Below are 11482 nucleotides of genomic sequence, written 5' to 3'. Positions count from 1 at the left end.
CTCAGCAGCTCAACAACTAACCAACTAACTCAGCAATACCACGCCATTCAGCAACATCGGGGCACAGCTTCGCCCTCTCAGTCACATTTTCTGTTCAAAACATGCTGCTTAATATTAAGATCATAATGCTAATACTGATGTTTGAATAACGACAGTATTACACTTTGCAAAAGTAAGGGCTTGGTTGTAAACCTGTAGCCTTTCTTAATAATCAAACCTTGACTTAAGTCAAGTTAAACCAATAGCGGTTCTATAAATGCTATTGAGGTGTTTATGCTGATGGCAAATCCCATTTGTTCTAACCGGAGTACAATCCTTTGCTTGTTGCGTATGGAAACTAACTCTGCCAGCATGCCTTTAAATGGGCCGGCTTTTACAATCACTTTTTCGCCGGGTTTGATATCGTATTCAAATACTTCCAGGTCTGATTCTGTTGCCAGCAGGAGCTTCAGAGCTTCAATCTGTTGCTCAGGCAAACTCGCTACTTCGCCAGAGAAGTAAATGAAACGCGCAATCCCATTGGTCATTAAAACTTCTGCATGCTCTTTTGCAGAAATATAAACAAACAGATAGGATTTGATTAAGGGCTCCTCGATAATTTTCTTACGGTCTGTCCATTGTTTTAACGTTTTTTTTAAGGGCAGATAAGCGGTAATTCCTTTACGCAGTAATTCTTCGTAAGCTTTTTTTTCCGCCCTGGAGCGGGTATAAACCGGATACCACCTGTAATCGTTATTTATCATTCGGCACTATTTCGTTTTTCGTTGTTCATCCTTCAACAGGTTCAGGATGCCGTTTTTTTATGTTTACCTAAAAGCTCGGATAACCATTGCTCTAGGAAAACAAATTATTTTTTCTTCCAGAACATCCACCATTTTCTGTTTTCATCATCATAGTAACCAGAACCAGAATAGCCTGAATAATCAGAATAATAATAAGTGCTGTTCCCGCCACCACGTGAATAATCTGTGGTATAGTAATTCGAATATAAAGCATCATCGCCGAAGGCATTGAGCACAATAGCCATGTTATTTAAACCATATTCTCTTGATAATCGTTCAGGAATGGCTGCTGCTCGTTGCTGCGATACTCCAGAGCGGATTACAAATAAATTAACATCCGAAGATCGGATAAGTGGTATAGCATCTGATACTAAGCCAACGGGAGCAGTGTCTACCAGCACATAATCATATTGTTGTTCCAGTTTCTTTAACAAGTCTTTCATGGCTGCAGTATGGAGCAACTCAGAAGGATTGGGTGGCACCGGGCCTGAAGGGATGAAATCGATATGATGCATCTGATCGTTAATCAGTACTTCTTCCAAAGTAGCCTGTCCGGACAGGATAGAACTCAATCCACTTTTATTGTTGTGACCAAAGGCTTTATGGAGTTTAGACTTACGTAAATCTGCTGCAACTAAAATTACCTTTTTCTCAATTAGTGCCAGTGTACTGGCAAGGTTTACGGTAACGAACGATTTTCCTTCACCGGAAATTTCAGAAGTAACGCAGATGATTTTACTCTGTTTGTGGCTGGCCAGAAAACTGAGGTTGGTACGGACAGACCTGACCGATTCTGCAAAAACAGATTTTGGTTTGGCCAATGAGAGGGCCTGGCGGCTATCCTGATCAATAAAATCAGGGAACTTCCGGATAACACCAATAATGGGTGTATGGGTTAGGCCTTCAACAGTTTCCTTATCATAAATATAAGGGTTTAAGAAACGAACCAGCAGGATGAGTCCAAATCCGGCTGCAAGCCCAAGCATAATTGCAGTACTGTAAGCCTTCCCGCTATTTGGAGAAATGGAAAAGTAAGAAGGGTAGGCCGGGTTAACGATGGAAACACCGGGAACAATGGCTGCAGCATTCATTTCAGCTTCCAGTTTCTTTTCTGAGAGAAATGATCTTACTTTATTGTTAACTTCAAAATTGGTTTGCAATTTAACAAAGTTTTGCTCCTTAACCGGAATTGTACTCATGCTTTGGTTAACGCCAGCAATCTGATTATCTATGTACCGGATGGTTTGCTCGTTATTTCGGCGCATGGCCTGAATACTGCTGCGGATACCTGATTTTACATTGGCAATTTGTTGCTCAATCTGTTTAACCGGTTGCGAATCGGCATTAAACTGGTTAAGTTTTACTTCACGATTGGCGAGTAATGTGTTTAATTGGGTAACCAGGGCACCCAATCCGGTTGAGAGCTCTCCTTCAAGATCAACACCTATTTCTACCTTTGACCGATTGTTATTAATCTGTTCTTCCAGTTGTTTAATGCCCAAAAGCTTGATGTTAAGTTCGGTTTTTTGTTTCTCAAAGTCAGCAAGTTTGCCTACGGTCATGGAAGTTGCAGAGCCCATATCAACCATTTTGTTCTGGGTTTTATAGTTGGCAAGCGTATTTCCTGATTTTCCTGCTTCTGTATTAATAAAACCCAGCTGGTTATTGATAAAATCGACAGTTTGCCTGGCCGACCGTCTTCTTTGGATGACGTCATACTTTACATACTCCTGCATAATTGCATTCAGGATATCGGCAGCAAACACCGCATTTCCATCGGTTTGGCTTAAGCTCATTACATTGGTAAAGCGTGCAGCTTCACCAATATTAAGTCCGCCCATAGCACGGCCAATAAAATCTTCTAAACCATTAAATTTAAATTGATACGTACCACCTGCCGGAATTTTAGTTTTAACCTTAAATTCCATGTTACCCAGTTTAATTACCTGCCCGTATTGATAGGTATTCTTTATATCTTCATTTTGTGCAGGGTGCAGGCTAAAATGTTGGTCATCTACAGCTTTAACTGTGTACAGAGTACGGTCAAAATTAACACTGTCTTGCCTGATGATCTCGATTACGAAAGGTACTTTAGGATATAATTCGGTAGTAAGTGCATAGCCCTTTAAGAAATAGCTGATTTTATAATCAAGCTTTCTAAGCGCATTCATAATTACTTCATTACTGCGGATGGTGAAACTCTCTGCCTGTATTTTATCCGTGTAGTTGTAGTTCTGCATCGGCATCTGTGCAGTGGTACCTAAAGTTGGATTACTTTCTTCGAGCTTTAAAGAGGCACTGGTTTGATAAACAGGGGGAGTATACCAAAGGTAGAGCCAGGCACCACAAAGGGCAATGGCTACGGTACCAGCAATCCAATACCAACGACTTAAAAACACTTTGAATATTTTATAAAAGTCGATACTCTGGCTAACCGCTTTCTTTTCTTGTATTGGTTCTGTCAACACGTTATGATTTTAAGTTAATCTATTTTAAACGATTGAAAAATGCTAATCGTTTTGAATAATTGTATTTGTAATGCCTTATCTGGTTACGGTAAAGATTAAAACAGCTAAGTTTACCACCACCAATAAGGGTTGTAAGATGTTATTAATGCTTTGCAGCTTATCGCTTGTTGCTGCGCTTTTTGTTGGTTGCAGTACAATGATGTCGTGGTTTTGTAAGATGAGTTTTTTACTCGCTAAACTGTTGATGTCATTTAAATTAACATAAATAATTTCCGGATGGCTTCTGTCGCCTCTGATGATCTTTAAAGTTTTAGGATCAGCTGTTTTGGTTATCCCCCCGGCCTCACCAAGGATATCAATGAGCGTAGTATTATCTCTTTCCAATAAAAAATTGCCCTGCTTACTGAATTCTCCTAAAAGCGTAACCTTTAAATTGACGACTGATAACTCAATAATGGGGTCTTTCAGTAGCTTATTTTTGTACAAATCCTGGATTTTGATGGCGGCTTCCCTTCGGGTTAAGCCTACTACTTCTACTTTGCCTATTGCCGGAAGATTAACCATCCCATCTGCTTCAACGGGGTAAGAAAGTACGTTCTGGATGCTTCCGGAAGGAATATTCGTATTCCCGACGGGATTATTGCTTAATGTGTTATTGGTGTTTGCAGCTGTTGCCCCAAATTCAAAATTCTGTACGTTTCGGATGGCCAGTTGATCATTTACTTTGATTTTATAATAAGCGTCACTTATTCCCTGATCATTTACAACATAAACCTGCTTAATGGTGTCGGTTACAATATCGCTGGGCGCATTAAAAAGTGAGCGTTCTTTCCTAACCGAGCAGGATGCAAATACTAACAAACAGATTAATAGGGTGAAAAGATATTTGGGATGATGGATTTGCATACAATACAACTAAGACAATAGAGAAAATAAGGGGTTTTCTACAGTAATAAGATATAAAGATGTTTAAAAGAATTGGTTTCTCCAAAAGCTGACTTAAAGTTTAGACTAATTAATCATACTCTTATGCCCTCGGAGTTGGCTGTGTTATACCAATGGGCAAGTTGCACAATGGGCTCCTTTGCTTTTTTATAAAATTGACTATTCTTAGCCTTGCCTCCAATGTATAAGGAGTATAAAAAGCCATTTTATTTTGGCGTTGATAATTATCAATGAAATAAAACTATTTGTAGTAGTAGTAATACGTAATTTATATATTTTTGCCAAACCAAACAGGTTAAATAAGTCTATCCCTGTATTCATTTTATTTTTTCGGTGTTTCAACTGTGAATCGCTGTATAATCCTGTGTATCAATGTTTACAACTTTTTATAATTCGCATGACAATTGTCAAATCTGTGAGTTTTTGTAGTATTTCTTATACGGATTGTTTGTAGTTTTGAATCGTATTAATTTTTTGTGCGATGTTAAAAACTATAGTGTTAATTCTATTTTTCATTTCTGCATTTTATTTAAGATCAAGTGCTCAAGGTTGTAGGTATGGGGGGGCAATTTATATTAGCTCACCATCAGGATGGTACCAATGGACAAATCCTGTTTCTGAAACCTGCGGAGCTGGGGCGACTACTTCAACTCAATATGCAAGATATATTAGTAATGTTTCTGGCCCAAATACATGTTACATAGGCTTTTGGGGACTTGGGGGAACCGGTACTTTAGTTAATTATGCACTTCTTAATTGTCCAATAGACGACTATTTATGGGTACTGATACTACCTCTTGCAGCATTTGCGATTTATATGCTGCGCAAAAGAAACCTAAATCTGTTTACAGAACCTGCCTTGCTTGCTTAACGGGTTCTTTTTCCTAACCTTCTGCTTTATCTACCTGCATTTTCCCTCTATGATCATTTAATAAATTCGTTTCTCAAGCCCTCCAAATTCAGCGAAATTTCAAAATCATGGTGATAATATAAATCCAATCCCAGGTTTTACTTTAAAAAAAAACCAAACCACTTCGATTATTACATGTTTTTAATATACATCGGTTAGCGCATATAAGTTCACATGTATGCTGCTAAGCTATGTTCAGATTAAGCCTTCTACTTATATTATCCCTTGCTAGTTTTAACGGTTTAGCCCAGAGTGGCTGTTATGTAGGAAATTCCCTTACAGGAGCAAGGATGTATTTTGTTAAACATCCTACATTGGGCGGTAATAATTATACCTCAGCTCCGCCTAACAATAATTATATTGTATTGGGTACCGGAACATTCAACTGTACTAACAATCCAACTGCTACATTTGCTACCAATGTTGGTGCGGCTGGTGCTTCCTGTTCTGTATATTCTGAATCTCCGCAAATACTTATTGGTACCGGAACGGTAAGAACATTCACCGTTTATCAATGTCCGATTGACGATCATTTAATGTGGTTGGTTCCTTTAATGGGCGGGCTTGGCTTCATCTTTTTCGAAGAACGCCGGTTTAAGCATTTTATGCTAAATACTCATTTATATTCTTCAGGCATCTGCTTTTGTAGTATTATATAGATATAGGTGTGTGTTTGGCATTACTTTTGGTGAAGGCAGGGTTTAAAAAATTAAACTTTATGCCACGTCTGTCCGTACTCTTGCTGCTCACTTTTTTTTATTTTCAATGCGCCGCCCAACCTATCGTTGGGAACGGCTGTATGTCTCAAACTAATCCCAAACGGGTGTATCAAACTTCCACCGGCACCGGAGGTACACCTGCTAAACCCCGGTATCAGCCATCGGCAACCGGACAATACTCTGAATGGACGGTTCAATATGATATTACAGCTTACCCATGTTACCGCTGGATACTGGTCTCAACCAGTGGTTGTTATTACAGAACAACATATAACACCGGAACCTATTTAACCGGCGATTTAGGGTATTTTACAGGACCAGCTGTAAATTGCCCCTTAGATGAAACTATTTGGCTGTTTATTATCCCAATTGCAGTAGTTTCTGTCATTATCTTAAGAAAAAATACACGAATTGCTTAACGAGGCAAATTAAAAAAGCGAATACGCTTCTTTTTGTCAGATTATTTTGCGCTTTGTCAGGGTTTTGTAAACTGTTTTGTGGCTGCAAACACTCTTAAAGGGGTGTTAAAGTCTGTATGTCTGCTGATTATCAATTGTTTTCTTTTTAAATAACCTTCATCTAGCCAAAAATTTTTCAAAAAGAAACTCCAGGTTTGAAATCCGACCGAACAGACCCTTCGTATGTGTAAACTTAAAATCGCAATTTTGCGAAAACTTGTATTTTAAATAATACAATTTTAAGTTGTTTTTGTCCCTATATGAAATTTCTTTTTTTTATTGCGTTAGCTGTTATCGGCTTTAACGCACAGGCAACCAATGGTTGTTTGGTTGGTAACACCTTCTACACCTCCTACATAGGAATGGTAACTACCACAAATGGTTCTTTTACTGGCAGTAAAACCGTTTGGGACAGTCAGGGAAGTCAGCATGCTATTAATTATAGTGGAAGTAATATTGCCTGTCAGGTTACAGCGCCCAATGGCTCAATACCTCGTGATGGTGCACTCTGTTTTGTTATGCCCAGAAGCCAATACAACAGCTATCCCAATGGCGTAGCACCAAATTATCCCAGTATGAACGGAACGCAGCAAAACTTTACCATTTATAATTGCCCTGTTGACGGTTTCCTAACTCCGGCAGTTTTGATTTTTGGTGTGATTGGCTTTGTGAAACTGAGAAATCGAGCGCTGGTATTTTAGGTTTTTAAAACCATGTAACCCTATCTAGTTTAGGGTATTGAACAAAATGAATTAATCAATTTCTCCTACTCATCGTTGTAATTACAAGTATTTGTCTTGTAATGAATGGGTTATGGTGAAATTTGGATTAGTATGGTGTGTATGGCTACTGATGTTCTGTACCTCGGCAAAGGCCGCAGTAGGTTGCAGGATAGGCAATACCATCTATACCACGCAATACAGCGGGGCCAATGCAACTATTGTGATTACTTTAGTTACCTATGGTAATTTTTACCCTACGCCAACGCTTTCTGCCAATACTTCTGCCTGCCCCAGGGCAACCAATATTACTAATGTGGCAGGGCTGATTAATCTATGTGTTTTAAATGGTAATATTTTAAACTCAGGTACAATGGTGAATTATGATCGATTAGATCCACCAATTGCCTGCCCGCTAGATGAGGGTTTTTGGTTACAAGGATTATTGCTGGCACTGTGCTTTATTGGCCTGCTGAGAATAAAAGGCCAGTTATGCTAAATGAACAAAACGAACAAACTTTTGAGTGGCTTTAGTGGGTAGATTTGAGTTGTCGTCTATCGCTTATCGCTACTCAATATGAAGGTTGGTCTATTTATAGGTTTTCTGCTATTTTTATTTTCGTCACTGGAAAGTAGAGCGCAAACAGGTTGTTTGGTGCCTGGCGGTGATGTGTACACCTCAGCCGAAGGATCGCTTGTTAATGTAATATTAGGTGTTTTAGTGGGGCCTGGATATAAAGGTAGTCCGACACCGAGTGCTTCCTCATGTATTGCAAACTCCATGACTGTATATGTGCCCAATAATACCCAAAATTGCCGGGTTTGTACTGGTGGTGGTTTTACCATCGTAATTCCGGGGGTCGTAGTTACTTGTGGTACTACATTAATAGATGGTAAGATTGCTACTGCAACAGTAGTTCAATGCGACCTCGACGACCATTCCTGGGTGCTTGGCCTTGCAGCTGGTGCCTTAGGTTTAATCATTATCCGCAGAAAGAAGCTCCTGTAAGACTTTTTATTTTTCAAAATTTTAGTTAAATTAGTAGAAATCCCTTTCGTTTGCCTTTCTTTTGGCAGCATCACCAGTGAGCAAGTCCAGGTCTTGTCCACCTCAAGTCCACGTTTTACCACTAAAAGGTGGAGATACCCTGCTTTTTCTGTATACTTGTATAGGCTAATGTACGAAGCATACACGGGTTTTCCTGCCTTCATGCCCGGATGAAGCAAGAACAAACTAGCCTTAATCCCTAAATCATACCCGATACATCCCAGGTTTTTAAGTTTTGAATAAATGAATCTTGGATTGACTGAATTGGAATTTGCCGGTTCGTCCATTCAGATCTAAAATCAATTTTAGCTATGGCAATTATAGAGGATGGAATGCTCTCTGGTAAACTTGGAGGCTTGGTTTTTGGTAAAGACGGCCGGGTTCGGACTAAAGGTAAGGTAAACCAGACAGAGCGGACTAAAAAGGCAGCTTCGGTATTTGGGGAGTTTATTAGTCCGCTGGGCAAGATTATACGCGATGCGTTTAGAAGTACGCATCTAAATTTTACCGATGGAAAAATGGTTAACCGGATGAATTCGGCGCTGGCAACCATTATTCACCAGCATTTGGATTTTGACAGGACCTTTACCTTTCATGCTGATAGTTTCGAACGTTTAAAAGGTTTTGACTTTAACACCTTATCCCCATTATTTAACAACTTGTTATTTCTGCCAAAAGTGAGTGTTGTGGGGGAAGAACTCCTGCTTGCTTTGCCACGTTTTACACTATCCAGACACATGCGTTTCCCTAAAGGATGTCATGCTTGCCTCATGCGCATTCAAACTGCATTTTTAAACCTTGAATCCGGGAAATGGGATACCTGTATGGAAGAAGTGGAATTGAGCAAAGGTAAAGATGTTTTTGAAGCCAGGGATTGGTCGTTTACACTTCCGCCAGGTACCGTAGCAATGGTTACAATAGGTTTGAATTTTCATCAGGGTAATGGTACAATGTGCGCTATTAATGCTAAAAATTTTCATCCGGCGGGTATAATTGCTGCGGTTTATCAGGAAGGGAGCGGTGTTCAGGCTGTAGAAAAGTGGTCGCCTATGAAGGTTTCATTTCCCGTTAAATGAAGCGATAACCCAATGAATCAGCTGCTAAAATATTAGCTGTAAGATGACTAAATTCCAGAAGGCTGTCTTTTACCCTTCCACCTTTTTTCTGTAACTTTGCGACCTCAATTTAATTATTGAATTGTAAATGATTGAATGAGTGAATGATTGAATGTCCTCTTAATTTTATACCATGAAGAAAGTAAAAGTTGGAATGGTGCAGATGAGCTGTACTAAGGATAAACAGGAGAATTTAGATAAAGCCATTGCAAAAGTACGTGAAGCTGCCGCTAAAGGGGCACAGATTGTATGCTTGCAGGAGCTTTTTACCTCTTTGTATTTTTGTGATGTTGAAGACTATGACAATTTTGATTTAGCCGAAGCAATTCCTGGCCCATCTACAGATGCACTGCAGGTAGTGGCAAAAGAACTGGGTGTTGTAATTATCGCTTCTTTGTTTGAGAAACGTGCAGAGGGATTATATCACAATACAACAGCGGTATTGGATGCTGATGGTAGTTATTTAGGTAAATACCGTAAAATGCACATCCCGGATGACCCTGCTTATTATGAGAAGTTTTACTTTACCCCAGGCGACTTGGGCTACAAGGTATTTGAAACTAAATTTGCTAAAATTGGTATCTTAATCTGTTGGGATCAATGGTACCCTGAAGCATCGAGAATTACCGCTTTAATGGGGGCAGATATCATGTTCTACCCAACAGCAATAGGCTGGGCAACAGACCAGGATGAAGAGACCAATAAAGATCAGTATAATGCATGGCAAACCATTCAGCGTTCACACGCAGTTGCTAATGGTGTTCCGGTAGTGAGTGTAAACCGCGTTGGTTTTGAGCAAGATGGAGCCATGAAATTCTGGGGCGGCAGTTTCGCAACGAATGCACAGGGCAGGTTGCTTTATTTAGCATCACATGATCAGGAAGAAACTGAAGTAGTGGAATTAGATTTAGCCGAAACGGATTTCTTCCGTAAGCACTGGCCTTTCTTAAGGGATAGAAGGATTGATTCTTATCAGCCGATTACCAAGAGGTATATTGATGGCGATTAATTAAAGTTGAAAGTTTAAAGTCAAAAGTTTAAAGTTAAAATTCTCGAGATCCGACTTTCGGACTTAAATAAAAAGCATGTCTCAAATACCACCAAATAAATATACACTTAAACCCAATCAGTTTGAGTATTCACCTAAGCAGCAAGGGTATTCTTTTCCTGCCGAATGGGCAAAGCATGAAGCTACCTGGTTAAGCTGGCCACACAAAGAGGCTTCATGGCCGGGCAAGATAGAAACGATTTACAAACCGTATTGCCAGTTTATCAAAGCAGTTGCTGAAGGTGAAAAAGTACGCATTAATGTAAAGGATGCGGAAATGAAAGCTTTTGTGATCAGCGAACTGGAAAAAGTGGAAGCTGACTTAAGTCAGGTAGAGTTTTATTTCAATGAAACCAACGATGCCTGGTGCAGGGATCATGGTCCGGCATTTGTGCTTAATGGAGCTAATAAAGCCGTGGTAGATTGGGGCTATAATGCCTGGGGTGGTAAATATCCTCCGTTTGATCTGGATGATGTGGTGCCTACTAAAATTGCCAGGCAGTTTGATTTACCTCTATTTCTTCCTGATATTGTAATGGAAGGGGGCTCAGTAGAGTTCAATGGTGCTGGTACTGTATTAACTACAACCGCATGTTTGTTGAACGAAAACCGTAATCCACATTTAACGAAAGAACAGATTGAGCAATATCTGCTTGAATATTACGGACAAGAGCAGGTACTTTGGTTGGGAGATGGGATTGTTGGTGATGACACCGATGGTCATATAGATGATATTACCCGTTTTGTAAACGAGGATACCGTTTTAACCGTAGTGGAAAGCAATCCGCAGGATGAGAATTATGAACTGTTGCAGGAAAACCTGGAAGCTTTGAAAACCATGAAGTTGAAAGATGGAAGATCATTGAATATTGTAGAACTGCCTATGCCTGCACCGGTTATTTATGATGATACCCGTTTACCAGCTTCGTATGCTAATTTCTATATTGCCAATGCTGCAGTTATTGTTCCCATCTTTGATGATGCTAATGATGAAAAAGCATTGGAAATTATCCAGGGTTGTTTTCCAGACCGTAAGGTGATAGGAATTAATTCGGTAGATATTATCTGGGGTTTGGGCAGTTTCCATTGCTTAAGCCAGCAGGAACCAGCCTTGGGAAGTCATTAGGCTAGAGTTTGGAGCGCAGTTATCCTTTTTATCCTAATCAAGATTGTCATCGTAATCAAGATTGTTGTCCAATCAAGATTGTCATCCTGAGCTTGTCGAAGGAAAGTTAGAGGAATGTTTTGCTGGGTCTTCGACAGGCTCAGA

12 protein-coding genes are annotated in these 11482 nt (G+C 39.7%); 9 read left to right on the top strand and 3 right to left on the bottom strand.

Annotated elements, in window-relative coordinates:
* Positions 1-233: 233 nt before the first annotated feature.
* From ACQY77_RS07745 to ACQY77_RS07735, 3 genes are all read right to left on the bottom strand, one after another.
* A complete protein-coding gene (locus ACQY77_RS07745; protein WP_421938552.1) occupies positions 234-743 on the bottom strand; it encodes a UpxY family transcription antiterminator in 510 nt (169 codons plus the stop codon).
* 104 nt (positions 744-847) lie between these two features.
* Positions 848-3247, bottom strand: coding sequence for a GumC family protein (locus ACQY77_RS07740; protein ID WP_421938553.1), 2400 nt, complete (start codon positions 3245-3247; stop codon positions 848-850).
* 78 nt (positions 3248-3325) lie between these two features.
* Positions 3326-4111 carry a polysaccharide biosynthesis/export family protein gene (locus ACQY77_RS07735; RefSeq protein WP_421938554.1) on the bottom strand — a complete coding sequence of 262 codons (786 nt, stop codon included), beginning with the start codon at positions 4109-4111 and terminating at the stop codon, positions 3326-3328.
* 565 nt (positions 4112-4676) lie between these two features.
* Between ACQY77_RS07735 and ACQY77_RS07730 the strand changes: the two genes are divergently transcribed.
* The 9 genes from ACQY77_RS07730 (at position 4677) to ACQY77_RS07690 (ending at position 11338) form a co-directional block, all read left to right on the top strand.
* Entirely contained in the window at positions 4677-5066 is a 390-nt protein-coding gene (locus tag ACQY77_RS07730) for a hypothetical protein (RefSeq protein WP_421938555.1), read from the top strand.
* A 230-nt stretch (positions 5067-5296) separates the two neighbouring features.
* Positions 5297-5764: a hypothetical protein gene (locus tag ACQY77_RS07725; RefSeq protein WP_421938556.1), complete on the top strand. Its 468-nt coding sequence runs from the start codon at positions 5297-5299 to the stop codon at positions 5762-5764.
* A gap of 59 nt (positions 5765-5823) precedes the next feature.
* Positions 5824-6243, top strand: coding sequence for a hypothetical protein (locus tag ACQY77_RS07720; protein ID WP_421938557.1), 420 nt, complete (start codon positions 5824-5826; stop codon positions 6241-6243).
* Positions 6244-6542: 299 nt separating this feature from the next.
* Positions 6543-6983: a hypothetical protein gene (locus ACQY77_RS07715; RefSeq protein WP_421938558.1), complete on the top strand. Its 441-nt coding sequence runs from the start codon at positions 6543-6545 to the stop codon at positions 6981-6983.
* A 112-nt stretch (positions 6984-7095) separates the two neighbouring features.
* Positions 7096-7500 carry a hypothetical protein gene (locus tag ACQY77_RS07710; RefSeq protein ID WP_421938559.1) on the top strand — a complete coding sequence of 135 codons (405 nt, stop codon included), beginning with the start codon at positions 7096-7098 and terminating at the stop codon, positions 7498-7500.
* 78 nt (positions 7501-7578) lie between these two features.
* Positions 7579-8010, top strand: coding sequence for a hypothetical protein (locus tag ACQY77_RS07705; RefSeq protein WP_421938560.1), 432 nt, complete (start codon positions 7579-7581; stop codon positions 8008-8010).
* A 350-nt stretch (positions 8011-8360) separates the two neighbouring features.
* Positions 8361-9125 carry a hypothetical protein gene (locus ACQY77_RS07700; RefSeq protein ID WP_421938561.1) on the top strand — a complete coding sequence of 255 codons (765 nt, stop codon included), beginning with the start codon at positions 8361-8363 and terminating at the stop codon, positions 9123-9125.
* A 172-nt stretch (positions 9126-9297) separates the two neighbouring features.
* A complete protein-coding gene (locus ACQY77_RS07695) occupies positions 9298-10173 on the top strand; it encodes a carbon-nitrogen hydrolase (RefSeq protein WP_421938562.1) in 876 nt (291 codons plus the stop codon).
* A gap of 76 nt (positions 10174-10249) precedes the next feature.
* Positions 10250-11338, top strand: coding sequence for an agmatine deiminase family protein (locus ACQY77_RS07690; RefSeq protein WP_421938563.1), 1089 nt, complete (start codon positions 10250-10252; stop codon positions 11336-11338).
* Positions 11339-11482: the final 144 nt, after the last annotated feature.

It is taken from the genome of Pedobacter sp. (assembly GCF_965279535.1).
In the GTDB taxonomy this organism is placed as follows: domain Bacteria; phylum Bacteroidota; class Bacteroidia; order Sphingobacteriales; family Sphingobacteriaceae; genus Pedobacter.
Note: the sequence above shows the minus strand (reverse complement) of the source record. Positions and strands in the feature narration are given on the sequence as shown.

Excerpts from the sequence above, each read along its gene's own strand:
- ACQY77_RS07745 (WP_421938552.1), bottom strand. The coding sequence starts at position 743 with ATGATAAATAACGATTACAGGTGGTATCCGGTTTATACCCGCTCCAGG.
- ACQY77_RS07730 (WP_421938555.1), top strand. The coding sequence starts at position 4,677 with ATGTTAAAAACTATAGTGTTAATTCTATTTTTCATTTCTGCATTTTAT.
- ACQY77_RS07725 (WP_421938556.1), top strand. The coding sequence starts at position 5,297 with ATGTTCAGATTAAGCCTTCTACTTATATTATCCCTTGCTAGTTTTAAC.
- ACQY77_RS07720 (WP_421938557.1), top strand. The coding sequence starts at position 5,824 with ATGCCACGTCTGTCCGTACTCTTGCTGCTCACTTTTTTTTATTTTCAA.
- ACQY77_RS07715 (WP_421938558.1), top strand. The coding sequence starts at position 6,543 with ATGAAATTTCTTTTTTTTATTGCGTTAGCTGTTATCGGCTTTAACGCA.
- ACQY77_RS07710 (WP_421938559.1), top strand. The coding sequence starts at position 7,096 with ATGGTGAAATTTGGATTAGTATGGTGTGTATGGCTACTGATGTTCTGT.
- ACQY77_RS07705 (WP_421938560.1), top strand. The coding sequence starts at position 7,579 with ATGAAGGTTGGTCTATTTATAGGTTTTCTGCTATTTTTATTTTCGTCA.
- ACQY77_RS07700 (WP_421938561.1), top strand. The coding sequence starts at position 8,361 with ATGGCAATTATAGAGGATGGAATGCTCTCTGGTAAACTTGGAGGCTTG.
- ACQY77_RS07695 (WP_421938562.1), top strand. The coding sequence starts at position 9,298 with ATGAAGAAAGTAAAAGTTGGAATGGTGCAGATGAGCTGTACTAAGGAT.
- ACQY77_RS07690 (WP_421938563.1), top strand. The coding sequence starts at position 10,250 with ATGTCTCAAATACCACCAAATAAATATACACTTAAACCCAATCAGTTT.